The sequence below is a fragment of the Streptomyces sp. DI166 genome, from assembly GCF_900091315.1.
GTDB classification, from domain to species: domain Bacteria; phylum Actinomycetota; class Actinomycetes; order Streptomycetales; family Streptomycetaceae; genus Streptomyces; species Streptomyces fuscus.
In genome coordinates, this window is record NZ_FLSP01000043.1 from 1 (window position 1) to 25,264 (window position 25,264).

The following is a 25,264-nucleotide window of genomic DNA, read 5'->3' on the forward strand; positions in this document are numbered from 1 at the left end:
GCGACGGGGCACCCGGAGCGGACAGCGCAGGACAACCCGAGGCAGGGGCCATGGGCAGGGTCGACCGCATCGCGGAGCCGTGGGGAAGCCGTACGCCGTACGGCAGGGGCGAGCCGTGGCCGGTACGGGTGGACACCCACCTGGCCGACGGCGTGCGGCCGGACCAGGTCGACCGCTGGGTGCGGTCCGCCTCCGTACTGCACTCCAACGGCGACGCCCTCGACATCGCCGTACGCGACGGCCGCATCGTCGGGGTGCGCGGACGCGCCGAGGACCGCGTCAACCACGGCCGCCTCGACCCCAAGGACCTGTACGCCTGGCAGGCGGTCGCCGCACCGGACCGGCTGACCACGCCCATGATCAGGGAGAACGGGAAGCTCGTCGAGACGGACTGGGACACCGCCATGGACCGGGTCGTGCGTCGCACCCGGGACCTCCTCGACGAGCAGGGGCCCGGCGCGATCGGCTTCTACACCACCGGCCAGCTCTTCCTGGAGGAGTACTACACCCTCGCCGTCATCGCCCACGGCGGCATCGGCACCAACCACCTCGACGGCAACACCCGCCTGTGCACGGCCACCGCGGCCGCCGCGCTCAAGGAGTCCTTCGGCTGCGACGGCCAGCCCGGCTCGTACACCGACATCGACCACGCCGACACGATCGCCCTGTACGGCCACAACATGGCCGCCACCCAGCCGGTCCTGTGGTCCCGGGTCCTGGACCGGCTCGCCGGACCCGAACCGCCCGCGCTGATCTGCGTCGATCCCCGCGACACCCCCGTGGCCCGCGCCGCCACCGTCCATCTCGCGCCCCGCCCCGGCACCAACCTCGCCCTCATGAACGGCCTGCTGCACGAGATCGTCGGCAACGGCTGGACCGACCCCGACTACCTCGAACGCCACACGGTCGGCTACGACGACCTGCGCGAGCGCGTCAAGGAGTACCCGCCCGAACGCGCCTCCGTCATCTGCGACGTTCCCGTCGAGGTCATCCGGCACGCCGCCCGCCTGCTCGGCACGGGCGAACGCCTGCTGTCCACCGTGCTTCAGGGCTTCTACCAGTCCCACCAGGCGACCGCCGCCGCCGTCCAGGTCAACAACATCCACCTGGTACGCGGCATGCTCGGCCGCCCCGGCTGCGGTGTGCTCCAGATGAACGGCCAGCCCACCGCCGAGAACACCCGCGAGTGCGGCGCCGACGGCGACCTGCCCGGCTTCCGGAACTGGGCCAACGACGACCACGTCGCCGAGATCGCCCGCCTGTGGAACATCGAGCCGAACCGGCTCCCGCACTACGGCCCGCCGACCCACGCCATGAAGATCTTCCGGTACGCCGAACAGGGCTCCCTGCGGATGCTGTGGATCTCCGGCACCAACCCCGCCGTGTCCCTGCCGGAACTCGCCCGCATCCGCGCCGTCCTCGCCCGGGAAGGTCTCTTCCTCGTCGTCCAGGACCTCTACCCGACGGAGACCACCGCCCTCGCCGACGTGGTCCTGCCCGCCGCCGGCTGGGCCGAGAAGACCGGCACCTTCACCAACGCCGACCGCACCGTCCACCTCTCCGACAAAGCCGTCGAACCCCCCGGCCTGGCCCGTTCCGACCTCGACATCTTCCTCGACTACGCCCGCCGCCTCGACCTGCGCGACAAGGACGGCGACCCGTTGGTGAAGTGGCACGACCCCGAATCGGGGTTCAGGGCCTGGCAGGAGTGCTCACGCGGCCGGCCCTGCGACTACACCGGCCTCAGCCACGACCTGCTGCGCACCGCCCCCAGCGGCATTCAGTGGCCGTGCACCGCCGACCACCCCGACGGCACCGAACGCCTCTACGCCGACGGCGCGTTCTGGAGCGCCCCCGACGTCTGCGAGAGCTACGGCCGCGACATGATCACCGGCGCCCCCGCGGAGCCCGTGGAGTACCGGGCCCTCAACCCCGACGGCAAGGCCGTGATCAGGGACGCGGGCTATCTCCCGCCTCATGAACAGCCCTCCGACGACTACCCGTTCGCCCTGATCACCGGGCGGACCCTTTACCACTTCCACACCCGCACCAAGACCGGCCGCACCCCTGAACTACGGGCCGCCGCCCCCGAGGTGTGGGTGGAGATCTGCCGCGCCGACGCCGAGCCGCTCGGCATCGGCGAGGGCGACCGGGTCGACATCACCACCCCGCGCGGCACGGTACGGGCCCGCGCCCGCGTCGGCGGCATCCGTCCCGGTGTGCTGTTCCTGCCCTTCCACTACGGCTACTGGGACACCGGCGACGGGACCGGTCCCGGAGAGGGACCCGGCCGGGCCGCGAACGAGCTGACCCTCACCGACTGGGACCCGGTCTCCAAACAGCCCCTCTTCAAGACCGCGGCCGCGGCCCTGCACCGCGTCGCCCCCGCCGGCGGCCCGGCCCCGGCACCCCCGGCCACCGCCACGTCCCCCGGCCACGTCAACAGAAGCAACAGAAGCAACGGAAACAGCGGAGTCAGCGAAGACAGCGAAGACAGCGGAGTCTGCGAAGACAGCGGAGTCAGCCCATGAAGATCGGCACGGTCCTGCGTGAACTGCACGACGACGAGCGGGAGCTGATCCGCTCTCTGCTGCTCACCGCCGAACGCCATCGCGACGCCCACGAGATCCACCACCTCGCCCTCGACCTCGCCACCTGGTCGCGCCGCCATCTGCGGGAGGTGGCCGACGTCGCCGACGGATACGGCGTCCGCCTCGACCCCGACCCCGGCGACAGCCCCCGCCGCACCGACCGGCTCCGCGAGAAGGGCGGCGCGCTCTTCGGCCGGCCCCCCGACCCCGGGATGCTCCTCCTGAACGACCTGCGGGAGATCTGCGGGCGGGCCTCGGCGGTCTCCCTGGACTGGGAACTGGTGGCGCAGGCGGCCCAGGCCATGACCGACGAACGGCTCCTGGGACTGGCCCGGCGCTGCCACCCCGACACCCTGCGGCAGCTCCGCTGGGCCAACACGGAACTGAAGGAGACCTCACCACAGGTCCTCACCAGCTGACTCGCCGACCGACCGAGCCGCAGTCGATCCGAGCCGGGTTCGATCCGAGCCGGGTTCGATCCGAGCCGAGGCCGGCCTGAGCTGCGATCGATCGTATTGATCGCAAACGATCGATACGATTGGGGGCGTAGAGTAGGCGCTCCGGGTCACGCCGTCCGCCCCGGAGAAACCCGTCATCGCCCAGGGGGAACCCATGCGACTCCATGTCGACCAGCGCCATGAGCGAGTGCTCGAACTCGTCCGCGAACGGCGCAGCATCCGGGTCGCCGAACTCGCCGCCGAACTGGGTGTCTCCGCGGTCACCCTGCGGCGGGACGTGGAGGCACTGGCCGCCCAGGGGCGGGTGCAGCGGCTGCACGGAGCCGTGGTCTGGCCGGAGGACGCGGCGCCTGAGCCGCGTGAGCGGGAGGCCGGGGCCGCGGGCGCGGTGATCGGCATGATCGTGCCGACCACGAACTACATCTTCGCCGACATCGTCCGCGGCGCCCGCGAGACCGTCGCCGCCCAGGGCGGGCGGCTGGTGCTCGGGGTGTCCGGTTACGTGGACGCCGAGGACTCGGTGCAGGCCGAGCATCTGATCGCGGGTGGGGCGCAGGGGCTGCTGGTCGCGCCGAGCTGGTTCGGGGGAGTGCCCGAGGACGGACAGGAGAAGTGGCTGCTGGAGCGCGACGTCCCGGCCGTGCTGGTGGAGCGCTCGGCGCCGCCCGGGAACCCCGCCGCCAACCTGGACCGGGTCCGCACCGACCGCGCCCACGGCGCCGCCGTCGCCGTCGGGCACTTCGCCTCGCTCGGCCACCGCAAGATCACCGCGGTGCTCCAGGAGGGACCGCACGCCGACCAGATCTCGGCGGGGTTCCGGGCGGCCGTGCGGGCGCGCGGTCTGGACGTTGACATCGATGCCCCGTCGGTGCGTGAGCACGGCGACTATGAGGCGAGCGTCGACCACTTGGTGGACGCCGTGCGCAAACGCGGGGTCACCGCGGCGCTGGTGCACAGCGACGAGGACGCGATCGTACTGGTGCCGCGGCTCCAGGCGGCCGGGGTGCGGGTGCCGGACGATCTCGCGCTGATCGCCTACGACGACGAGGTGGCCGGCCTGTCCGATGTACCGCTGACCGCCGTCGCCCCGCCCAAGCGCTCGGTCGGCGAACTGGCGGCGAAGCTGCTGCTCCAGCGGCTCGCCGAGCGGCGGGGCGGGCAGCGGCCCGGGCCCGGTCAACACGTGGACCTGCTGCCCGCGTTGCGCATCCGCAAGTCCTGCGGCGGCGAACCGAACGCCGACTGATCGTTCCGCTCGTTCTAGCGATCGTTTTGATTGAATTGGTCGAACGCTCTTGACGTCGATCGTTGTGGCGCAAAGGATGTCCTGCGACCGCCTCTTCCCGTACGAGGTCCCGTAGGAGACGTGCCATGACGCGCACTTCAAGATCGTTCCGCACCACCGCCACTCTCGCCGCCGTCGCCGCGCTCGGCCTGCTGGCCACCGCGTGCGGCGGCGACGGCGACTCGACCGGCTCCGCCGCCGACGGCAAGCCGGTCACCCTCACCTACTGGACCTGGACCCTCGGGGCCCAGTCGACGGTCGAGGCGTTCAACCGGACGCACAAGGACATCAAGGTCGAGCTGACCGAGATACCGAGCGGCACCGATGGCTACAGCAAGCTCGCCAACGCCGTGAAGGCGGGCAACGCGCCCGACGTGGCCACGATCGAGTACCAAATGGTCCCCGAGTTCGCCAGCCAGGGGAATCTGATCGATCTGAGCGAATACGCCGGGGAAACCGTCAGAACGAAGTTCCCGCAGTCCCTCCAGGACCTGGTGACCTTCGGCGGCAAGACCTGGACCGTCCCCTACGACGCCGCCCCGCAGCTCTACTACTACCGCACCGACCTGTTCAAGAAGTACGGCATCGAAGTCCCCACCACCTGGGACGAGTTCAAGACCGCCGCGGAGAAGGTCAAGAAGCAGGACAAGAACGTCCGGCTCGCCTCCATGCCCAAGAACGACCCCGCACTGCTGGCCGCCCTGTCCTGGCAGGCAGGCGCCAAGTGGTTCTCCGTCGAGGGCGACGCCTGGAAGCCCGCCGTCGACGACGCCGCGACCACCAAGGTCACCACCTACTGGGACGGCCTGATCGAGGACGGCCTCGTGCAGTCCTACACCGGCTACAGCCCCGAGGAGACCAAGGCCCGCACCAGCGGCCGGACCCTGTCCTTCCTCGGCGCCTCCTGGTCCGCGGGCGGGATGCGGACCGCCATGCCCGACCTCGCCGGCAAGTGGGCCGCCGCGCCCATGCCGCACTGGGGCACCCCCGCCAGCGGCAACTACGGCGGCACCTCCTACGGAGTCCTCAAGGGCAGCGAGAACGCCAAGGCCGCCGCGGAGTTCATCACCTGGCTCACCACGAACAAGGCCGGCGTCGAGGCCCGGCTCGCCGACCTGGAGTCACCCAGCAGCGCCCTGCCCGCCAACCCCGAGATGCGCGAAGTGGCCGCCGCGAAGTTCGACACCGGCTACCTCAACGGCCAGGACCTCTACGCCCTCGCCTCCGAGCAGGCCGAGACCATCGTCCCCGGCTGGACCTGGGGCCCCAACCAGATGGACGTCTACACCGCCGTACAGGACCGGACCGCCAAGTCCGACTTCACCTCCGGTGTGCGGGCGGGCCAGCGCAAGGCGGAGTCCGGCATCTCGGAACGCGGCCTGAAGCTGGCGAAGTAGCGGCGCGGGGGCGGGAGTTCCGGCCCTTCCCGGCCCTCCCGGCTCGGCCGACTCCGCCGGTCCCACCCGGCGGCCCCACCCGGCGGCCCACCCGCCAGGCCCGTCCGTCTCCCCGTCACGCCCCTCCGCCAACTCAAGGAGCCCCCCGTGGCAGCCCCCTCCGCCCCGGCCGTACGCCCAGCCGCCGCGCGGGCGCCCGCACCGCACCCGCCGGGAGCCTCCCCGCTGCGGCGCGGACAGCGCCGCGCCGCCGCCCTGTTCATCGTCCCCTTCTTCGTGCTGTTCGCCGTCGTCATGGCGGCCCCGATCGCCTACGCGGTGTGGATGAGCCTGTTCCAGGAGCGTTCCTCCGGACTAGGATTCGGCGGCACCGAGCGGGTGTTCGCGGGATTCGGCAACTACGCCAAGGCCCTGTCCGCCTCCGGCTTCCGCTCCTCCTTCGGGCACATCGCGTTGTACTGCGCCCTGTACATCCCCGTGATGATCGGCGGCTCACTCGCCCTCGCCCTGCTGCTGGACTCCGCCCTCGCCCGCGCCAAACGGTTCTTCCAGCTCGCCCTGTTCCTGCCGCACGCGATCCCCGGACTGATCGCCTCGATCATCTGGATCTACCTCTACACCCCCGGCCTGAGCCCCGTGCTCGACTGGATCGGCGCGCTCGGCGGCAGTTGGGACTTCTACTCCGACGATCACGTGCTCACCTCTCTGGTCAACCTGACCGCCTGGCAGTGGACCGGCTACAACATGGTCATCTTCTACGCCGCCCTGCAGGCCGTACCGCGCGAAGTGCTCGAAGCGGCGGTCGTGGACGGCGCCGGCGCCGTACGCACCGCCCTGACCATCAAGGTCCCGATGATCGCTTCCGCGGTCGTCATGACCGTCCTGTTCACCTGCGTCGGCGCGATCCAGATCTTCACCGAGCCCAAACTCCTCAACCAGCGCGGCGCCCCCTCCATCGACACCGAGTGGTCCCCGACCCTGTACATCTGGAAGGCCGGTTTCGTGCAGCACGACTACGGCCTGGCCGCCGCCGCGTCCCTGATGCTCGCCGCCCTCGGTATCGCCCTCTCCTACCTCGTCACCCGGCTCGGCAACCGGTGGAAGGCCGCGCAATGACCACTCTCACCCAGCACACCGAATCGCCCGCCGCTAGGCCCACGGCCACGCGCAGACCCACCGGCAAGCCCCGCCGTACCGCCGCCGGCACCCTGCTCTCCAGAGGCGTCGTCAACGGACTCCTGCTCGTCGCCGCCTTCTACACCCTGATGCCGATCAGCTGGCTGCTCATTGCCGCCACCAAGAACCACCGCGACCTGTTCGCCACCTCCGGCTTCGCCTTCGGCGACTTCCACCTGCTCGCCAACCTCGAACGCGTCCTCACCTACCACGACGGCATCTACCTGCGCTGGTTCGGCAACAGCATCCTGTACTCCGTCATCGGCTCCGCCGCCTCCACCCTGCTGTGCGTGGCCACCGGGTACGCCTTCGACAAGTACGAGTTCCGCGCCAAGGAGAAGCTGTTCGGCCTGGTCCTGGGCGGCGTCCTCGTCCCCACCACCGTCATCCAGCTCCCGATGTACCTGCTCGCCACCAAGGCGGGCGTCGTCAACACCTACTGGGCCCTGCTGCTGCCCGCCCTGGTCAACCCCTTCGGTGTCTACCTCGCCCGGGTCTTCTCCGAGGGCTATGTCCCCGGCGAGGTCCTGGAGGCGGCCCGTGTCGACGGCGCCGGCGAACTGCGCACCTTCGCCCGTATCGGCCTGCCCATGCTCGCGCCGGGCTTCATGACCATCTTCCTGTTCTCGTTCACCGCCAGTTGGAACAATTTCTTCGGCGCCCTGGTCATGCTCAACGACGAACAGCTCTACCCGGTCAACCTCGGCCTGTTCATGTGGAACAGCGTCACCCAGCAGCAGCCCGAGTTCTACTCGCTCGTCATCACCGGCTCCCTCGTCGCCGTCGTCCCGCTCGTCGCCGCCTTCGTCTGCCTCCAGCGCTTCTGGCGCTCCGGGCTGACCGCGGGCGCGGTGAAGTGACGATGCCCGCACCGGAAGGCACCCCCCTGAACACCACCCCCCGCCCGCGCACCGTCCTCGCCATGGGCCCGCAGATCCACCGGCAGCTCCTCGCCGAGAACGCCCTGACCCGGCTGCACACCGTCGCCCGCGTCGACACGACAACGGCCGTCTCCGATCTCGACCGGGCGGACCCGCGCGAACTCGCCTCCGCCGAAGTCCTGTTCACCCACTGGGGTGCCCCCCTGCTCACCGAGGAGGCGCTGCGCACGATGCCCCGGCTGCGCGCGGTCGTGCACGCCGCTGGCTCCGTGAAACACCATGTCACCGATGCCGTCTGGCGCCGCGGCATCACCGTCTCCTCCGCCGCGGCCGCCAACGCCCTGCCCGTCGCCGAGTTCACCCTCGCCGCCGTTCTCCTCTCCGGCAAACGCGTCCTGGACGCCGCCCGCCACTACGCCGACCTGCGCACCAGCCCCGACGTCCTGCCGTACTACACCGGCCACGGCAACTACCGTCGAACCATCGGCATCATCGGCGCCTCCCGGATCGGCCGCCGGGTCATCGAACTACTGCGCCCCTTCGACCTCCACGTCCTCCTGTACGACCCTTATGTGGACGCACACCAGGCCGGCGCGCTCGGCGTCGAACCGGTCGACCTCGACGAACTGGCCAGCCGCAGCGACGTGGTGTCCATCCACGCCCCCCAACTCCCCGAGACCCACCACATGTTCGACAGTCGCAGACTCGCACTGATGAAGGAGGGCGCCACGCTCATCAACACCTCCCGCGGTGATCTCGTGGACACCGACGCCCTCGTCGCCCACCTGGTCACCGGCCGCCTGCACGCCGTCCTCGACGTCACCGACCCCGAGGTCCCCCCGGCCGACTCACCCCTCTACACCCTCCCCAACGTGCTGCTCACCCCGCACATCGCGGGCTCCCTCGGCAACGAGCTGGCCCGGATGACCGACTGGGCGGTCGACGAGGTCGCCCGCTACGCCCAGGGCCTGCCCCTCGCCCACGGGATCGCCCCCGACGAACTGATCCGCTCCGCCTGAACTCCCGCCACAGGAAGGGACCTTCATGCCCGACCCGGCCCGCCGCGTCCTCGTCGTCGGCATCGACGGCGTACGTCTGGACACCCTCGACCGGCTCACCACTCCGCACCTCGACGCCCTGGCCACCGAGGGCTTCCTGGTTCCCGTGGAGGTCGACGACCGCACGCCCACCATGTCGGGCCCGTGCTGGGCGACGATCGTCACCGGGGTCACGGCCGACCGGCACGGCGTGTGGAGCAACAACTTCACCGGCCACCGCCTGTCCGCCTTCCCCGACTTCGCGACCAGGCTCGCCGTCAAGGACGGCCGCCGCACCTTCGTCGCCGCGGGCTGGGAGCCCCTGATGCAGGCCCGCGGCGGCGGACCCCTGTTCGCCGCGCCCTCCCGCTCGGTGTACATCTCGCCCACCGAGGACACCCCGGCCGCCTGGGAGCACTGCGACGAGCAGATCACCGAGGCCGCCCTACGCCTGCTCGCCGACTCCGCCGACCACACCGCCGCCTCCTTCGTCTACCTGGGCGCGGCCGACGAGACCGCGCACGTCCTCGGCTGCGGCGAGGCGTACGAGGCCGCGATCCTGAACGCCGACGCCCGCCTCGGCCGCCTGCTGGACGCCGTCCGCTCCCGGCCCTCGTACGCCGACGAGGACTGGACCGTGCTGGTCGTCACCGACCACGGCCACGTCGACGCGGGCGGCCACGGCGGCCGCACGGCGGAGGAGCGCACGGCGTGGCTGGCGGCGGCGGGACCGGGCATCGGCGCCCCGCCCCGGCCGCTCAGGCACGTCGATGTGGCCGCCCAGGTGTTCGCCGCGCTCGGCCGCCACCCCGACCGGCACTGGACCCTCGACGGCACCCCGTTCGCGGCGGCCCCGCACGCCGTGCTGTTCGACATGGACGGCACCCTCGTCGACACCGAGTCGCTGTGGCTGCGCACCGTCCGCGAGGTCGCCCCCGGCATCGAACCCGACGACCTGTTCCAGGCGCTCGGCCGCTCCGTCGCCGACACCGCGTCCCGGCTGCACACCCTGACCGGCGCGGACGAGCGGACCCTGGCCGCCGACCTGGAAGCCCGCTTCCTCACCGCCGTCCAGCGCGAGGCCACCCCGCTCCCCGGCGCCCTCGACCTGCTCGACCGCCTCGACGAGTGGGGCATCCCGGCCGCCCTGGTCTCCGCCTCCTCCCGGCCGGTCGTGGACGCGGTCCTGAAGACCCTCGGCGCCGACCGGTTCCGTACGACGGTGGCCGAGGGCGAGACCCCGCGCGGCAAACCCGCCTCCGACCCCTACCTGGCCGCCGCCCGGTCCCTCGGCGTCGACCCCGCCGCCTGCCTCGTCGTGGAGGACTCGCCGACGGGCATCGCCGCCGCCGAGGCCGCGGGCTGCCGCGTCCTCGCCGTCCCCTCCTACGCGACCGTCGAACCCGGCCCCCGGCGCACGGTCCGCCGGGGCCTGGCGGGAATCAGCAGGCGGGAGCTGTGGGCGGCCGGCCTGTGACGCCGTAACCCGACATTTGTTCGGTGTCGGGCGGTCTGCGTACGATCGGCTCCCGCCCGCCCCGAGGAGCCCGTATGCCGACCGCCCGCCGCAGCCTGCTCTACGTCACCGACCTGGCCTATCCGGCCCGCGGGCGCCGCTACTGCGACGAGGACATCCGGCTCACCGCCGCCCTCCGCGAGGACTTCGACCTCGCCCTGTGCCACCCCCGGGACGCGGTCGCGCTCATGGCCGGCTTCGACGCGGTCGTCGTCCGCAACAGCGGCCCGGTCCTGGCGTACCAGGAGGACTACGACGCCTTCCGCGCCCGCGCGACCGGGACGGGGGCGCTCGTCTACAACGAGCTGACCGGGCGGGGTGACATGGCGGGCAAGCAGTATCTGCTCGACCTGACGGCCGAGGGCTTCCCGGTCATCCCGACCGTGGACCGGCCCGAGGACCTCGGCCTGCTCCCGGAGACGGAGCGGTACGTCGTCAAGCCCAAGCTCGGCGCCGACTCGATAGGACTGCAGATCGTCACCCGGGAGGGGGCCCGCGAGCTGGCCGACGGCAGCGTCCTCGTCCAGCCGTGCGTGGACTTCGCCTACGAGGTCTCCTTCTACTTCGTCGACGAGCACTTCCAGTACGCCCTGTACGCCCCGGACCCGGACCGCCGCTGGGAGCTGAAGCCCTACGAACCCACTGGCGCGGACCTGGAGTTCGCCCGCCGGTTCGTCGACTGGAACGCCATCGGCCACGGCATCCAGCGCGTCGACGCCTGCCGCGCCCCCGGCGGCGAGCTGCTGCTGGTGGAGCTGGAGGACCTCAACCCGTACCTGTCCCTGGACGCCGTCGACACCCCGTGCAGGGATGCCTTCGTCGAGGCGATGAAGGCATCCCTGCACGGGATGTTCAGCCGAGCCTGACGGTCACACGCTGGGTGGCGCCCGCCGTGCCGCGCAGGTCACCGAAGGTGAGCCGCAGCGAGGCACCGGTCGTCGCCGAGGTCACCGTGGCCGGCTTGGAGGTCACCGAGGTGACCGCGCGGTTCCAGGTGAGCGTCAGCCCCGTCCGCATGCGCATCGGATCGCTGACACAGACCACGGCCGTGCCGTCGCCGCGCTCCTGCACCATCACACAGCACGGGTCGCTCGCGACCAGGTCGCCCACGGTGCCGCCGAACCAGAAGTTGACCCCGGTGAAGCCGAGCGAGGGCACGGCCACGCCCTGCTGGTCATTGGTGTTGGCGAGGACCGTCAGCCAGTCCGTGGCGTCGGCCCGCGCCTGCGTCTGGGCGGCCGTCGCGCCCGGCATGAGGAGGTAGGCGTAGGTCGCGGCGGTCGGGTCGGTGCCGTGGTCGACGTAGAGCGTCAGGTACTTGCGGTTCAGGACGGTGGTGGAGCCGCCCCGGTTGATGTCCCGCCAGCGGCCGTCGCGGGCCTCGCGCAGAGCCTTGACGGTCGCGCCGCCGGGGAAGACGTACCCGGCGTGGCCGCCGATGTGGGCCCAGCGGGCACCGGTGAGCGTCTCCGACCAGGGGTGGGCGAGCGGCTTGACGATGCCGTCCGCGGTGAAGGGGGCGTTGCCGACGGGGCCGAGATTGCGGTTGTCGACGGTCGTCTCGACCTTCGTGCCGTCGGTGCAGCGGATGCCCGCGCCGAGGCAGACCACCGTGTCGTCGAGGAAGAACCACGACTTCTTCGCCAGCAGCGTGGACTGGAGCCCCTTCAGGTACTGGCCGATCGCCGCGCGCTGTCCGTCGGTGGCGCCGCCGACCCAGTTCACGTCGGGCAGGGAGGCGCCCCAGTCGCCGCCGGCCGCGTCGGCGAGGACCTTGCGGGAGGCGGTGGTACCGGGCAGCCGGCAGGGGTCGACGGTGGGCCAGAAGGCGTCGCTGTACTGGCCGTTGGCGAAGGTGTCGCCCCACCAGTAGAGCATCCCTGAACCGGTGTGCCAGCCGCGCAGGTTCTCGCCGTTGCCGGTCTCGTAGTGCGTGACCCTGCGGTCGGCCATGCTCAGGGAGGCCGCCCAGCCCGGCTTGCGGTGGGTGGCGCGGGCCATGTTGGGGAAGAGCCGGTGGCCGTTCGGCTCGGCGGCCGGGGTGACGGCCGTGTCGTCCAGGACCGACTTCAGCCGGGACAGTTGCGGCACCGGAAGTGCCGGGTCGTTCATGGCCGGGCTGTAGTAGTCGCGCTGGAGCCAGCCCTTCACCAGTCCGCGCCAGCGCGCGTTCTCGGCTGTGCTCGCCCCCTGTCCGAGCAGGACGATCGAGGCGAGGACCGGATGGCCGCGCAGATGGTCGTCCTGCTGGATCTGCTTGGCGTCCGTGGCGGACAGGCCCCGGCTGACGGCACGGCCGGAGACGGAGTCCATGACCAGGCCGTTGTAGAGGAAGGGGGCCCAGGCCTTCTCCACCGCGTCGAACACGATCTGCCGCTGGGGGTCCGTGACCGCCCAGGTCGACCCGTTGAGCAGCGCGAACAGCATCCCGAGACCGCCGAGCAGCACCGAGCCGTAGGAACCGGTGTACGGCACGGTGGTGTGCTGGATGAACGAGCCGTCGCTGTAGAGCCCGTCCCCGCTGGTGACGTACGGGAAGACAGGGGAGAGGGCGTCCCGGGCGAGCGCCACTTTCGCGGCGCTGCCGCCGACGATGCCGCGCAGCGCCAGCACCCGGCACAGGTCGACGCGGTTGGCGCCGGTACTGGTGCCGGTGTAGGCGGCGACCGCCGAATCGGGCACGAAGTGGTCGACCGCCGCACAGTAGTGGGCGATCTGCGTGGCGGTCAGCGAGTCGTACATCAGCACGCACACGTCGAGCAGGGCCTGCGGGGCGCCGATCTGCCAGCTGTACCAGTTGCCGTAGCGGGCGCGGTTCTCGTTGTACACATCGGTGTACAGGTGATCGAGGCCGGTCAGAATGGCCGTTCGGAGCGTGCTGCTGCCGGTCAGACCGGTGCCGGGCCGGCTGTACGCCAGCGCGAGCGTATGGAGTCGGCCGTAACTGGCGTGCAGGTTGCCGGAGTAGCCGTACGACTCCTGGTCGGTGTCGGGTTCGGGGTCGGCGTAGACCAGGTCCGGCCACAGGGATCCGGGGGCCGGCGCCATGGCGTGGCGCAACTCGTTCGCGGTGCTGCCCAGTTCGGCGAGCCGGCTCTTGAAGGGTTCGGCGGTGGGGCTGAACCCCTCGCCGAGGACCAGGGTGCGCCACTTGGCGCGCAGGGTCGCGAACTCGTCCGCCTCCGCGGCGGCGGCAGCGGTGCCCCCTGCCGGGACGGGGAGGGGCAGGGCGAGTGCGGACGCGGTGCTCGCGGTCAGAAAACCGCGACGTGACCAACGAGTCGTCATGTCGGCGGTTTCTAGCAGCCACCGATCAAACGCTCAATGGTTTCAACCAAAATGATTGTATTGAGCGTTTAGTGGTCAAGGGGTGGGTGAACAGCGGGGGTGGCAGGGCCGTATCACTCGGCGGAGTGAAGTCGCCCTCGCGTACGGGACGGAAGGAAACCGACCGTGGAGAAAAACGGCCCACCCCTCGAACCGGCCCGGGTCCTGCGTCCACGCCGCACCGACGCCCTCGCCGACCTGTTCCGCGAGCCCGCGGGGGACTCCGACGGCTACGAGTCCGTGGAGCCGTCCGTCCCGCCCAGCGGCTCGGAGGCCGACACCCAGGAACTGCCCCCCGTCCCGGCGGAGGATCCCCGTGGTCCGGTCCGCGACGGAGGCGCCCTGCCCCGGTTCGCCGTCGCGGGCGCCGTCGTCACCGCGGCCCTGATCGGCTTCGGCGCCGCCGCGCTCCTCGTACCGCAGGGCGGCGACCGAAGCCCGGACGGCGCGGCGGCCACACCGCCACCGGCGACCGCCCCGCCGTCCTCGGACGGGGGCGTCGGCGCTCCCGACGCCGACGCCCCCGACCCCGACGGCCCCGGCACGCTGCGCGAGGGCGACAGCGGACCCGAGGTCGCCGAGCTCCAGAGACGCCTGTCGAGCGTCCCCGATGTCTACACCGCCGGCTCCACCAGCGGTCTCTACGACGCCACGCTCCGGGAGGCGGTGGCGCGCTTCCAGCTCTGGTACGGCATCAGCGGCGACGAGACCGGCGTCTACGGGGACGACACCCGCGCGGCGCTGGAGTCCCGCACGGCCCCGGCGGGCGGCTGAGCCTCGAACACAGGGCAAGAGGTGCGGAAAGCGGCGCACACCCTGTGTGACGGGGTATCACCATGGGCGCCCGGCCGCGAACCCGGCGGCCGGCCCGCTCCTACCCGAAGGGCCGCCCATGAACGGCTCCCGCGCCGTGGGCCTCCTCCTGCCCACCGTCTACCTCCTGGCCCTGGCCGCGGGCGTCACCTGGTACTGGCTGCACCGCCACGACGACTGAGGCCAGGGGCCACGGTGGCTCGATCCGCCCGCAGCCGCCCGTTGAGCGGGACCGTGGGCCCCTTGGCGGCCGCCGGAGGCGTCAGCGGCGCTCGATCAGTGCCTGCGACACCGCCCGCACGCTGCGCGCGATGTGCTGCAGCTGCATGACCTCCGCCGCGTAGAGCTTGATCGTGTGCTCGATGACCGACTCGGGCATGCCGAGCGCGGGCAGGTCCGCACGGGCGGTCTGCAGCGCCGTACGGGCGACGCGGATCTCCTGCTGGACCTGGAGCTGGGCATGACGGGCGAGCAGGACGGGGTGGCGGATCAGGGCGGGGTAGCTGGCGTAGCGGGCCGGCACCAGTTCGCGCAGCCACTTCGCAGCCGACCGCTCCCAGTCGTAGCTGCCGGGCAGCTTGACCTGGCAGGGCCAGTCGGCGGGGGTGCGCGTGGTCGTCAGTGTCGTCATGGTGCTCGCTTCCGGGGATTGCGGCGTCGTGATGGGTGGTCCGACGAGGTCGGGGCGGCCCCGGCCTAGGGGATGACCGGGGCCGCCCGGCCGAGCACCCTGGGCGCCGACGCGGGTAGGAGACGGCGGCTGAGGGTGCCCGTCGCGGAGCCCACGGGCTGACGGATTGCGCACGACGGATGGGGTGACGTGCGCGAGCGGACCGTCTGTTGCCGCGGGCTGGTGCGGCGTGGAGAAGTATTTATATATGCCGTCCGCTTTGCAAGACGTATGAAAACATTCATGCTCGAAAAAAGCCGGATGCTGCCCCTGTGGTCCGGTTTGGCGGAGGGGGCGGGAGGTGTCCCCGCAAGAAAAGTGCCGGTCAGGACGGGTGGGATACCCGTGAGTAGGGTGCCGTGAATACCCGCGAGTAGGAATCGCGGAGGGTGCGGGTCAGTCCCGCAGGAAGAACTGGTGCTGGTCGGAGATCTGCTCGTACTCCTCCAGCCGGGCCTGGGTCCGCTCGGGGTCCGCGTCGGTCATGGCCTGGAGGAGTGCCGCGGCCATCACGCCCGGTGCCGCGTAGGAGTCGAAGACGAGCCGGGAGCCCGTGCCGGTGGCGAAGACGTAGTCGGCCGCGTCGGCCACCGGACCGAGCGCCAGATCAGTGACGAGCGCGATCCGCAGCCCCGCGCTGCGCGCCACCCGCACCGCGGTCAGCGTCTCCTGGGCGTGCCGCGGCATCGAGAACGCCAGCACCCAGGTGCCGCCCGCCTCCCGTGACTGCAGCAGCGCGTCGTAGGCGACGCTGCCGCCCCGGGTCACCAGACGGACGTCGGGGTGGATACGGCGGGCGGCGTAGGCGAAGTACTCGGCGAGCGACGCCGAGATGCGCAGGCCCAGGATGGTCAGCGGGGTCGACCGGGACAGTTCGCGGCCCACCGCGATCACCTGGTCCGGGTCGCCGAAGTCGCGCCGCAGGTTCTCCAGGTTCTCGATCTCCGCGTCCACGGCGGCCTGGAGTTCGTTGCTGCTGTTCTCCTCGGTGCCCGGGCCCCCGGCGAGCGCGCCCAGCGCGATGGCCTGGAGCTTCTCCCGCAGCGCCGGGTAGCCGGTGAAGCCGACCGCGGCGGCGAACCGGGTCACCGAGGGCTGGCTGACGCCCACCCGCTCGGCGAGGTCGGTGATCGACAGGAAGGCTGCCTCGGTGATGTTCTCGATCAGGTACTGGGCGATACGGCGCTGCCCCGGGGACAGATGGGGACCGTCGTCGAAGAGCACGCGGAGCTGGGAAGTCGGGGACGCCTCCGCTTCCGGAGCGGTCTTGCCCGAGGTGATCGCGGATGCCTGTGCGCGTGCCTGCTGCGGCGATGGCACCGGGGCTCCTCCTTTGTCTTCCACAGTGCTTCAACATAGCCCACACACCGTGTTGACCAGGGCTTGACTGTGAGCAGATCGACGGCCGGCGCGTGAGGGATCACAACGCTCACCGGTGATGATCGCCGATCAGCGCCGGTAGATCGTGATCGAGTGTCCGACTGTATCGATCGGACGACTGCTGTCGATCAACTCGGCCAGTCGGCCGGTCGCCTTGGCCGCCGCACTGTCCGACACCACCAGCAGTCCGCGCACCTCACCGGCGGGCACCTTCCGGGGGTCGGCGGCCTCGATGCCGTAGTACGACGGCACCCCGCTGCCCTTGTAGACGAGCCACACCCGCTCGCCCCGGTACCGCTCCTCCTCCAGCCGGTCCGCGAGCGCGCCGAGGTCCTGACCCCAGTCCACGGCCGCGTCGTGGAGACGCAGATGCGTCTTCGCGGGACCGCCGAACGCTTCGTTGGAGTACGGCAGATAGTAGGGAAACGTCCGTAGCGAACTGACGGCCACGAACCCCACGAGCGCCGCCGCGACCCACACCGGGCCCCCGCGCAGCCGACCCCCGCGCAGGCCCGCCACGCACCCCGCGGCCACCGCCAGGAACATCGGCACGAACACCGCGTACCGCGTCCCGAAGTCCCGCGAGCCCTGCATGGCCACCGCCAGCAGCAGGCCCGCCGGCACCAGGAGATAGGGCGCCGCGGGCCGCAGCCGCCGCACCGCCACGACCGCCACGGCACCCGCGACCCACAGCGCCAGCATGCCGAGCGGGGTCTTCACCAGCAGCGCGGCCGGGAGGTAGTACCAGAGCGAACCGGTGTACAGGCGCCCGAACAGAAAGCCCTGCCAGGGGTGGTTCTCGAAGGCGAACTGGATCCGCATCCCGTCCCGGTACGCCTCCGGGAACGGCATCAGCTGCACGGCCGCCCCCCGCAGTCCGCGCACCACCGGCACCGGCTGCTCCGGGTCCCACCGCAGCCGCGGATCGACCATCAGATACGTGACCCAGACGACGGCGACCGCGATCACCGCCACGACGGCCGCACCCGCCAGCGCCCGCCGCGCCGCGATCCGCCGGCCGGCACCGCCGGTGGCGTGCCACACCGACACCGCCGCCAGCCCCATCAGCACCGGCACCGCGGGCAGCGTGCTCATCTTCGTGGCCAGTGCCGCCCCGAGCGCCACCCCGGCGAGCGCGACATACGGCCGTGGCCGCAGCCGGGCCCGCCACAGCAGCCACACCGCCGTCAGCACGAAGCCCGCCGCCGGCACGTCCAGCGTGGCCAGCGAGCCGTGCGCGATCAGATCGGGGGAGAAGCAGTACAGTGCCAGCGCGGTCAACCCCGCCACCGCACCGGCCAGTTCGCGGGCGAAGACGAGGACGACCAGCCCGAACAGCAGCGTCAGCACGATCACCGGCAGCCGTGCGAACAGCATCAGCCGCCAGGGGTCGTTGCCCGACTCGTAGAGCAGATGCCGCCCCACCTCGCCCTGATCGCCCTCGAACGCGGCGTCGTAGCGCGGATCGGCGAGCGCCACCCCGGCCGCCACCACCAGCTTGCCCAGCGGCGGATGCTCGGGGTTGAGGCGCAGGCTGTGCTCGTGGAGGTAGACGGCGGCCGTCCCCACGTACACGGGTTCGTCGATGGTGGGCGTCTGCCGGACCGCGGTCGTCACCATCGCCACGGCCATCTGCGCGAGCAGCAGGACGGCCAGCAGCGGCACGAGCCAGGCCGGGAGCCGCCTTGCCCGCGCGCGCTCGCCGGCCGGGGCGGAGGGGCGGGTGTCCAGTTCGCTTGCCATCATCCGCCCTTTGTCGCCACCGGCCGCGCGGAGGCGGGAGGGGTGCCGCGGCGCGTCATGCGCCTACTGTGCACCAGCTCCCGCCCCAAGCGGTGTCACCGCCTCCGGAGTCGTACCGACAGACCGTCCGCCGTGTAGACGGGTACGGCCCGCAGTCGCTCGGAGTTCAGCTCGATCCGGTCGAACTGGCCGCGCAGCGCCGACGCGCGCAGCACCGGCACCGTACTGCCCTCGGCGGGCGGCCGCTCGGCGTCCAGCCGCAGCACCAGCGCACTGCCCCGCTCCAGCCGCGCCCGCCGCTCCACCCGCAGCACCGGCCCGCACCCGGCGCTCAGCGTCGCCTCCAGCGTGCCGGAGTCCTGCGCGTAGGAGCCCGAGACCCGCGCCGCCGAGGCCACCCGCAGCGTCCCCGGGCCCGCCACCCGCACATCACCGCGGCCCAGCGCGTCCCGGGACCCCGCGACCAGCACACCGCCCTCCACCACGGTCCCGCCCGAGTAGCGGTTGCTCCCCGTCAGGGTGAGCGTCCCGGTGCCCCGCTTGGTCAGCGAGCCCCGACCGCCGATGTCGTTGCGCCAGCTGTCGGCCGCGTGGAAGCCGCCCGCCGCCGCGTCCATGGTGACCGTCACCGCGGAGTCGAAGGCGCCGTAGCCGTCCGCCGCCGCGAACAGGTTCAGCCGTCCCCACTGCTCGAACCCGTCCAGCAGGACGTACCCGGCCGGCAGCGCCGTGCTGCGCAGCACCGCGCGCCGCTGCGCCGCGTCCAGGTACGGCAGCCGCGTCTCCAGCAGCACCTCCGCGCCCTTGGGCACGGTCAGCGGCACGTCGCGGCCGCGCCGGGGGAGGATGTACGTCAGCCGAGGGCGCACGGAGCGGGCGTTGGCCTCCCGGTCGGCGTACGGGTCGGTGCCGGGGCCGGCCGAGTGGGCGTAGGCGTACAGGTCCTCCGTGCCGGTCCGCTCCCGGAAGTACGCGAGCGCCTGGGCGCGGGCGGCGGCCTTGAGCTCGGCGTTGGCCGGGTCGCAGAGGGCGGCTGCCGTGAGCGCGGTGGCCATGACGCGTCCGGAGACGACGTCGACGGGGGAGTGCATGCCGGCCACGATCCGGGTGTCGGCCAGCGCGAAGGCGTGGGTGACCAGTTCCTGGAACCGCTCCGGTACGGCGTAGGCGTACGCCAGACCGGCCAGGTGCAGGGCGTTGGTGTGCCCGCTGGGGAAACCGCCGTCCTCGGCCGGGTCGGTGCCGCGCTGGCGCAGCAACTGCGGGGCGACGACGACCTCGGACTCGTAGACCGGATAGCCGAGTTCGTCCGTGCGGCCGGTGTCGACGACCTCGCTGGCGGCGTTGAGCCGCCACGGACGCGGGTACTGGTGGGCGAACTTGGCCGGGTTGCCGGACGCGAACGGGCCGCGCACGGTGTCCACCAGCTCGGCCACCTTGCCCAGCTCCGAGCTGTGCGAACCCGCGCCGAGCGCCGACCCGGCCGGGGCGTCGGCGGGGAGGGCGTCGCTGATCCGGCCGGGCGGGGTGCCGTCGGGGGCACTGGTGATCGAGGTGACCGCCTTGGCGCCGGTGCGGTACAGCTCGGCCAGCGGACCCAGGCCCGCGATCATGGCGTAGCTCTGGTGCTGCCGGTCGACGACGAACGCCTCCTTCGCCTGCTCGTCCGTGCGCGCCGTGGTGACGCGCACACAGTGCCGGACGTTGGCGCGCAGCACCTCGGGCAGCAGCGGGGTGCCGGTGTTCCAGGCGTCGCCGGTCTTCCACACCTCGGCGAAGCCGCCCAGGATGCGGACCACGGCGTTGGTCTCGGGGGTGAGGTTCGCGGCGATGTTGCTGCGGTAGTCGTCGACGAACGCGGGGAGCGCGACGGCGGCCTTGGCGTCCGCGGCGGCGAGCCAGGTCACGAAGGTGGGCGCGGCCAGCACCCCGGCCGAGGCGCCCAGGGACGTCCTGAGGAACCCCCTTCTGTTCAGGGCGGCTTCACGGACCGGTGCGAGGGGCCGGGGCCCGGCGGTGGACGGCATGCGACTGCCTCTCTGGAGTCCTCGGCCCAAGGGCCGGGAGAGGAAACGGAAGTGACGGAGCCTCAGAGATCAAAGGAGCGAATGGGCAAGGGCTGTCGCCCCCTGCACCGGCGGAACGGTGAGCCGCGTCGGCCGTGCCCCGGGAACGGAATCGGCGAGCGCGGTCACGAAGGCGTCGTACAGCGCGGGTTGGGACAGGATCGTGCCGCCCGCGACCACCACGTCGTCCACCGCGGCGCCGCGCACGGCGAGTCGCCGTACGAGTCCGGCCAGCGACCGGCCGCCCTCGGCGATCACGGAACGGGCGAGCGCGGAACCGGCCTCGGCCGCCGCGAACACCACCGGCGCGCGGCTGCCCCAGTCGGCGGAGACATCCTCGGCGGACTCCAACGCGGCACCCAGCGCGGGCACTTCGGCCACCTCGAACGCGGTCGTCAGCCCCTCGGCCAGCGCGTCCGGGGTCTCCCCGCGGTCGTGCGCCGCCCAGACGGCCCGTACGGCCTCCCGGACGAGCCCGGCCGCGCCGCCCTCGTCGCCGAGGACCGCGCCCCAGCCGCCGACCTGGAGCGGGCTGCCGTCGGGCAGCCGCCCGACGGCGACCGAGCCGGTGCCCGCGACCAGACCGACGCCCTTTTCCAGACCGGCGGCCGGGACGAGGAGTTCGGCGTCGCCGACCACCAACACGGGAGCGTCGAGGTGGAGTTGGAGCGCATACATGATCCAGGCGCACTGGCGTGGGGTCTCGCAGGCGTGTCCGCCGACCGCCACGGCGCCCGGGCGTGCGCCCGTCGGCAGGGCGTCGGCGATCAGTGTGGCGAGCCAGTCGGCCGCGGCCACCGGGTCGTGCGGCCGCCAGCCGGTGCTCGCCCGGACCCGGTCGGCGACAAGGTCCGCGCCCGCGACCGCGCGCAGATGCGTCTTGGTGCCGCCCACGTCGATACCGACCACGAGCGGGGACAGGAGAGAAGAGTCCTGCACGGGATCTCTTTCGTCGTTGCAGTCGTAGCAGGGGTGCTGTTGTCTGCGACGGCGGGCGAACCGCGCCTGGACAGGGGAAGTCGGTCGGGAAGCCCCGGGACGGGCTTCGAAGGGGTGCGGCAGGCGAGTACCGCCGGAGTTCGTTAGGAAGTTAACTAACGAAGTAGGGTGCGTCAAGCGCCGCACCGAGACCGGACGGCCACAGCACGATCTGGGGAGACCATGGACCTGAGCGAGAGCGCGCGTGCGGTGTTCGCCGTGCTGGCCGGGGCGAGCACCGCCACCCGCCCCCGGCTCGCGGCGGACGCGGGACTGTCGAAACCGACCGTGTCCTCCGCCGTCGCCGAGTTGGAGGCGGCCGGACTCGCCGCCCACTCCGGCACCGCGGCCGGCGCGATCGGCCGCTCCGCCGCCGTCTACCGGCTCGGCCCCGCCGCCGGCGCCGTCCTCGCCGTGGACCTCGGCCCGGACCGCACCCGGGTGCGCGGCTGCGCCCTCGACGGCACCCTGCTCGCCGAGGGCGACGGCACCCGCGCCGAGGCCGCCGGGACCGTACGCGCGGTGCTGTCCGAACTGCCCGCCGACGCCCCGCTGCGCACCATCGTGGTCGCCGTCGGCGATGTCACCACCCGCGACGGCACCCGGATGCGGCCCGCCACCGCCAAGGCCGGACCGGTCTACGACCAGGTGGCCGTGGCGCTGCCCCCGGGCGTTCCCGTGCACCTGGAGAACAACGTCAACTGCGCCGCCCTCGCCGAACTGCACCAAGGCGCGGCCCGCGGCCGGGACACCTTCGGCTACCTGCGCATCGGCGTCGGCATCGGTCTCGGTGTGGTCATCGGCGGCCGGGTGCTGCGCGGCGCGAACGGCGCCGCCGGTGAGGTCGCGCGGCTGCCCTTCCCGTGGGACGAGTCCCGCGAGCCGCGCCGCGAGGCGCTGGAGGAGCACATCGGCGTGCGGTCGCTGCTGCGGCGTACGGCCGAGGCGTGGCGGGACGGCGACGGGCCCTGCCCGCGCACCGCCGAGCGGCTGTTCGCGCTGGCCGGCGAGGGGCACGCCACCGCCCTCGCCATGGTCGGGCGGCACGCCGCCGACATCGGACGGCTGGCCGCCGCGGTCTCCGCCGTCCTGGACCCGGGCCTGATCGTGCTGGGCGGCGCCGTCGGCGCGAACCCGCAGCTCCTGCCCGGTGTCCGGACCGCGCTCGCCGAGCTGAGCTGGCCCACCGAGGTCGTCAGCAGCGCCCTCGGGGACAGCGGCACCGTCGTCGGGGCGACCCGGCTCGCGGTGGCCCGCGGAATCCAAACCGTGACCGGCGTCGGCACGGGCAGGCATTGACGGACTCCGGCCGCTTCTGCCAATGTCCGGACAAGCGCTTTCTGAACCGGCGGGACCCGGTTCAGGGCGGGGCACCGCGCCGTACCGCGTACGGCGCTCCGGACGAGGGCGTGCTCGTCCGGACACGGCAGGGACGAACGCCGTGCACCCCGCCCGTCAGGGCCGCGCGACCGGGCGAGGTCGCGGCACCGGAACGCGCCATCCACGAGGATCCCGAGCCGCCTGTACCGGCGGGCGATCCGTCACGCACATCCAGGGAGGACCCGGTGGGTCACCAGATCTCGCGCAGAACCCTTTTCCGCACCGCGAGCGGCCTCGCCGTCGTCGGCGGCCTCGGCGGCGCCCTGAGCGCCTGCGGCGGCGGCACCGGAGCCGGCAGCACCAGCAGCGAGCTCACCATGACGTGGTGGGGCAGCGACGACCGGCACGCCGCCTACAAGAAGGCGCTGGCCTCCTTCCAGAAGGACAACCCCAAGGTCAAGATCCGGGAGACCTACTCCGGGTACGACGGATACTTCGACAAGTTCAACACCAACATCGCCGGCGGCAGCGCCCCCGACCTGCTGCAGATGGACACCGCGCTGGTCGCGCAGTACGCCCGCAAGGGCGTCCTCGCCCCGCTCGACTCCTATGTCGGCAAGTCGCTCGACCTCACCGGCTTCTCCAAGACGCTGCTCGCCGCGGGCACCGTCGACGGCAAGCTCTACGGCGTGCCCTCCGGCATCGGCGTCAACCAGCTCACCGTCAACCGCTCCGGCCTGGAGGACCTCGGGCTGAAGCTCCCCGACCGCGAGTGGACCTGGGCCGACCTGAGGAAGATCTCCCAGGACGTCTACAAGAAGAGCGGTGGCAAGATCCACGGCGTCGACGACGTCGGCGGCGGCTCCCTGCAGGCGTTCGAGATCTACGCCCGCGAGCACGGCGAGACCTTCTTCTCCGAGGACGGCAAGAACGTCGGCTTCAGCCCCGAGACCCTCCAGCGGTGGTGGGAGTACTGGGCCGAGATGCGCAAGCTGAACGCCTGCCCGCCCCCGGCGATCACCTCCGCCGCGCACAACGACCTCACCAAGAACGCGGTCGTCATCGGCAAGGCCCTGTTCACCTTCGACATCGGCGTCTACGGCGCCGGCGGCTCGGTCACCGACGCGCAGCTGGACTTCCTGCCCAGCCCGCAGGGCGACTGGTCCGGTGCCCGCGAGGGCAACTACGTCAACGGTGGAGTGCTGCTGAGCGCCACCAAGTCCAGCAAGCGGGTCGGCGACTCGGTGAAGATCATGTCGTTCTTCGCCCAGGACGAGACCGCCATCAAGGCGATGCAGCTCTTCCGCGGCATCCCGCCGACCGAGAAGGCCCGCGACCTGATCGCCTCGGGCCTGAGCGAGACGGACAAGCTCAACATGGAGATGGCCGACTACATCTCCAAGCGGGTCTCCGCGGCGAGTGACGCCCTGCCCACCCCGCCGGCTCCGCCGCAGGGCGCCGACCAGATCTGGGACCTGCTGTTCCAGTCGAACCTCGCGATCGCCTTCGGAAAGAAGTCGATCAAGGCGCAGCTCGGTGAGTTCTTCGACCAGGCGGCGGGCATTCTGGGCGGCTGAGCCCGCACCGCGCAGCACAGACACCCGGAGAGGGCCAGGGAGACATGAGTACGACCACTGCGAAGACCGATGCGGTCGCATCGGAACCGTCGGTTCCGTCGACCCCGTCCGACCGGCGGGAACGCGACCGCATGCGCCGCCGCCTCGCCAGACGGCGGGGCGGGGGATGGTGGCCGTACCTCTTCCTGGCCCCCTGGTTCGTCGGCCTGTTCGGGCTGACGATCTACCCGATGCTGGACTCGCTGTACCTGTCCTTCACCGACTTCGACCTGCTCACCCCGGCTCAGTGGACCGGCACCGACAACTACGAGCGGATGTTCACCGACGACCCGGTCTTCTGGGATTCGGTGCACGCCACGCTGGTCTACGTCGTGGTGTCGGTGCCGCTGAAGCTGGCGCTCGCGCTCGCCGTGGCGATGCTGCTCAACCGGGATCTGAAGGGCATCGGCCTGTACCGGGCCGCCTTCTATCTGCCGTCCCTGCTCGGCGGTGCCGTCGCCATCGCCATCGTGTGGCGGCAGGTCTTCGGCGGTGACGGGCTGTTCAACGACTTCCTCGCCTGGTTCGGCATCGAGGGCCAGGACTGGATCTCCAGCCCCGACACCGCCCTCTACACCCTGGTCCTGCTGGCCGTCTGGCAGTTCGGCACCCCGATGGTGATCTTCCTGGCCGGACTGAAGCAACTGCCCAAGGACGTCTACGAGGCCGCCGCGATCGACGGCGCGAGCCCGGTCACCCGCTTCTTCCGGATCACCCTGCCGCTGCTCACCCCGATCGTCTTCTTCAACGTGGTCCTCCAGATCATCGACGCGTTCAAGACGTTCACCCCCGCGTTCGTGATCAGCAACGGCTCGGGCGGACCGCTCAACTCGACCATGCTGTACTCCCTCTACCTCTACAAGAAGGGCTTCACCGACCTCCAGATGGGCTACGCCTCGGCGCTGGCCTGGGTGCTGTTCCTGGTCATCGCGGGATTCACGGCGGTCAACTTCATCGCCGGCCGCTACTGGGTCCACTACGACGACTGAGCCGAGCGAGGAGCCTGCAAC

At 71.8% G+C, this 25,264-nt stretch carries 19 protein-coding genes; 13 read left to right on the plus strand and 6 right to left on the minus strand.

Features of this window, described 5'->3' with window-relative positions:
• Nucleotides 1–50: 50 nt before the first annotated feature.
• The 9 genes from GA0115233_RS21225 to GA0115233_RS21265 all read left to right on the plus strand — a co-directional run bounded on the left by GA0115233_RS21225 (nucleotide 51) and on the right by GA0115233_RS21265 (nucleotide 11,207).
• Nucleotides 51–2,531: a molybdopterin oxidoreductase family protein gene (locus GA0115233_RS21225; RefSeq protein WP_093721852.1), complete on the plus strand. Its 2,481-nt coding sequence runs from the start codon at nucleotides 51–53 to the stop codon at nucleotides 2,529–2,531.
• Nucleotides 2,528–3,010, plus strand: a complete 483-nt coding sequence (locus GA0115233_RS21230) for a hypothetical protein (RefSeq protein ID WP_093721853.1) — start codon at nucleotides 2,528–2,530, stop codon at nucleotides 3,008–3,010. The genes GA0115233_RS21225 and GA0115233_RS21230 overlap by 4 nt, the downstream gene beginning before the upstream one ends.
• Nucleotides 3,011–3,203: 193 nt before the next feature.
• Complete coding sequence (locus GA0115233_RS21235; RefSeq protein WP_093721854.1) at nucleotides 3,204–4,295, plus strand: substrate-binding domain-containing protein; 1,092 nt, start codon at nucleotides 3,204–3,206, stop codon at nucleotides 4,293–4,295.
• A 125-nt stretch (nucleotides 4,296–4,420) separates the two neighbouring features.
• Nucleotides 4,421–5,731 carry an ABC transporter substrate-binding protein gene (locus GA0115233_RS21240; protein ID WP_093721855.1) on the plus strand — a complete coding sequence of 437 codons (1,311 nt, stop codon included), beginning with the start codon at nucleotides 4,421–4,423 and terminating at the stop codon, nucleotides 5,729–5,731.
• A 147-nt stretch (nucleotides 5,732–5,878) separates the two neighbouring features.
• A complete protein-coding gene (locus GA0115233_RS21245) occupies nucleotides 5,879–6,847 on the plus strand; it encodes a carbohydrate ABC transporter permease (protein WP_255310291.1) in 969 nt (322 codons plus the stop codon).
• Nucleotides 6,844–7,767 carry a carbohydrate ABC transporter permease gene (locus GA0115233_RS21250; protein ID WP_093721856.1) on the plus strand — a complete coding sequence of 308 codons (924 nt, stop codon included), beginning with the start codon at nucleotides 6,844–6,846 and terminating at the stop codon, nucleotides 7,765–7,767. The genes GA0115233_RS21245 and GA0115233_RS21250 overlap by 4 nt, the downstream gene beginning before the upstream one ends.
• Nucleotides 7,768–7,769: 2 nt before the next feature.
• A complete protein-coding gene (locus tag GA0115233_RS21255) occupies nucleotides 7,770–8,807 on the plus strand; it encodes a hydroxyacid dehydrogenase (RefSeq protein WP_093721857.1) in 1,038 nt (345 codons plus the stop codon).
• A gap of 25 nt (nucleotides 8,808–8,832) precedes the next feature.
• Nucleotides 8,833–10,302, plus strand: a complete 1,470-nt coding sequence (locus tag GA0115233_RS21260) for an HAD-IA family hydrolase (protein WP_093721858.1) — start codon at nucleotides 8,833–8,835, stop codon at nucleotides 10,300–10,302.
• Nucleotides 10,303–10,376: 74 nt separating this feature from the next.
• Complete coding sequence (locus GA0115233_RS21265; protein WP_093721859.1) at nucleotides 10,377–11,207, plus strand: hypothetical protein; 831 nt, start codon at nucleotides 10,377–10,379, stop codon at nucleotides 11,205–11,207.
• Here GA0115233_RS21265 and GA0115233_RS21270 read toward each other — a convergent pair.
• Nucleotides 11,194–13,629 carry a polysaccharide lyase 8 family protein gene (locus GA0115233_RS21270; RefSeq protein WP_093721860.1) on the minus strand — a complete coding sequence of 812 codons (2,436 nt, stop codon included), beginning with the start codon at nucleotides 13,627–13,629 and terminating at the stop codon, nucleotides 11,194–11,196. The genes GA0115233_RS21265 and GA0115233_RS21270 overlap by 14 nt on opposite strands.
• Before the next feature lie 165 nt (nucleotides 13,630–13,794).
• Between GA0115233_RS21270 and GA0115233_RS21275 the strand changes: the two genes are divergently transcribed.
• Nucleotides 13,795–14,442: a peptidoglycan-binding protein gene (locus GA0115233_RS21275; protein ID WP_093721861.1), complete on the plus strand. Its 648-nt coding sequence runs from the start codon at nucleotides 13,795–13,797 to the stop codon at nucleotides 14,440–14,442.
• Between the two features lie 301 nt (nucleotides 14,443–14,743).
• On the opposite strand, the gene GA0115233_RS21280 is transcribed toward GA0115233_RS21275, so the two are convergent.
• The 5 genes from GA0115233_RS21280 to GA0115233_RS21300 form a co-directional block, all read right to left on the minus strand.
• Nucleotides 14,744–15,112 (minus strand): hypothetical protein, encoded by a 369-nt coding sequence (locus GA0115233_RS21280; RefSeq protein ID WP_093721862.1) that lies wholly within the window; start codon nucleotides 15,110–15,112, stop codon nucleotides 14,744–14,746.
• Nucleotides 15,113–15,547: 435 nt separating this feature from the next.
• On the minus strand, nucleotides 15,548–16,471 hold the full coding sequence (locus GA0115233_RS21285) for a MurR/RpiR family transcriptional regulator (RefSeq protein WP_093721863.1): 924 nt from the start codon (nucleotides 16,469–16,471) through the stop codon (nucleotides 15,548–15,550).
• 129 nt (nucleotides 16,472–16,600) lie between these two features.
• Nucleotides 16,601–18,274 (minus strand): phospholipid carrier-dependent glycosyltransferase, encoded by a 1,674-nt coding sequence (locus tag GA0115233_RS21290; RefSeq protein WP_093721902.1) that lies wholly within the window; start codon nucleotides 18,272–18,274, stop codon nucleotides 16,601–16,603.
• Nucleotides 18,275–18,369: 95 nt separating this feature from the next.
• Complete coding sequence (locus GA0115233_RS21295; RefSeq protein WP_093721864.1) at nucleotides 18,370–20,301, minus strand: phosphatase PAP2 family protein; 1,932 nt, start codon at nucleotides 20,299–20,301, stop codon at nucleotides 18,370–18,372.
• Nucleotides 20,302–20,370: 69 nt separating this feature from the next.
• Nucleotides 20,371–21,279 carry an N-acetylglucosamine kinase gene (locus GA0115233_RS21300; protein WP_093721865.1) on the minus strand — a complete coding sequence of 303 codons (909 nt, stop codon included), beginning with the start codon at nucleotides 21,277–21,279 and terminating at the stop codon, nucleotides 20,371–20,373.
• A gap of 222 nt (nucleotides 21,280–21,501) precedes the next feature.
• On the opposite strand from GA0115233_RS21300, the gene GA0115233_RS21305 reads away from it, so the two are divergent.
• From GA0115233_RS21305 to GA0115233_RS21315, 3 genes are all read left to right on the plus strand, one after another.
• Entirely contained in the window at nucleotides 21,502–22,617 is a 1,116-nt protein-coding gene (locus tag GA0115233_RS21305; protein WP_093721866.1) for an ROK family protein, read from the plus strand.
• A 266-nt stretch (nucleotides 22,618–22,883) separates the two neighbouring features.
• Nucleotides 22,884–24,215 carry an ABC transporter substrate-binding protein gene (locus GA0115233_RS21310; RefSeq protein ID WP_093721867.1) on the plus strand — a complete coding sequence of 444 codons (1,332 nt, stop codon included), beginning with the start codon at nucleotides 22,884–22,886 and terminating at the stop codon, nucleotides 24,213–24,215.
• Between the two features lie 44 nt (nucleotides 24,216–24,259).
• On the plus strand, nucleotides 24,260–25,243 hold the full coding sequence (locus GA0115233_RS21315; RefSeq protein ID WP_093721868.1) for a carbohydrate ABC transporter permease: 984 nt from the start codon (nucleotides 24,260–24,262) through the stop codon (nucleotides 25,241–25,243).
• Nucleotides 25,244–25,264: the final 21 nt, after the last annotated feature.

Coding starts and splice junctions, on each gene's coding strand:
- GA0115233_RS21250 (WP_093721856.1), top strand. CDS start 6,844: ATGACCACTCTCACCCAGCACACCGAATCGCCCGCCGCTAGGCCCACG.
- GA0115233_RS21290 (WP_093721902.1), bottom strand. CDS start 18,274: ATGGCAAGCGAACTGGACACCCGCCCCTCCGCCCCGGCCGGCGAGCGC.
- GA0115233_RS21265 (WP_093721859.1), top strand. CDS start 10,377: ATGCCGACCGCCCGCCGCAGCCTGCTCTACGTCACCGACCTGGCCTAT.
- GA0115233_RS21260 (WP_093721858.1), top strand. CDS start 8,833: ATGCCCGACCCGGCCCGCCGCGTCCTCGTCGTCGGCATCGACGGCGTA.
- GA0115233_RS21255 (WP_093721857.1), top strand. CDS start 7,770: ATGCCCGCACCGGAAGGCACCCCCCTGAACACCACCCCCCGCCCGCGC.
- GA0115233_RS21230 (WP_093721853.1), top strand. CDS start 2,528: ATGAAGATCGGCACGGTCCTGCGTGAACTGCACGACGACGAGCGGGAG.
- GA0115233_RS21235 (WP_093721854.1), top strand. CDS start 3,204: ATGCGACTCCATGTCGACCAGCGCCATGAGCGAGTGCTCGAACTCGTC.
- GA0115233_RS21280 (WP_093721862.1), bottom strand. CDS start 15,112: ATGACGACACTGACGACCACGCGCACCCCCGCCGACTGGCCCTGCCAG.
- GA0115233_RS21240 (WP_093721855.1), top strand. CDS start 4,421: ATGACGCGCACTTCAAGATCGTTCCGCACCACCGCCACTCTCGCCGCC.
- GA0115233_RS21295 (WP_093721864.1), bottom strand. CDS start 20,301: ATGCCGTCCACCGCCGGGCCCCGGCCCCTCGCACCGGTCCGTGAAGCC.
- GA0115233_RS21270 (WP_093721860.1), bottom strand. CDS start 13,629: ATGACGACTCGTTGGTCACGTCGCGGTTTTCTGACCGCGAGCACCGCG.
- GA0115233_RS21315 (WP_093721868.1), top strand. CDS start 24,260: ATGAGTACGACCACTGCGAAGACCGATGCGGTCGCATCGGAACCGTCG.
- GA0115233_RS21225 (WP_093721852.1), top strand. CDS start 51: ATGGGCAGGGTCGACCGCATCGCGGAGCCGTGGGGAAGCCGTACGCCG.
- GA0115233_RS21305 (WP_093721866.1), top strand. CDS start 21,502: ATGGACCTGAGCGAGAGCGCGCGTGCGGTGTTCGCCGTGCTGGCCGGG.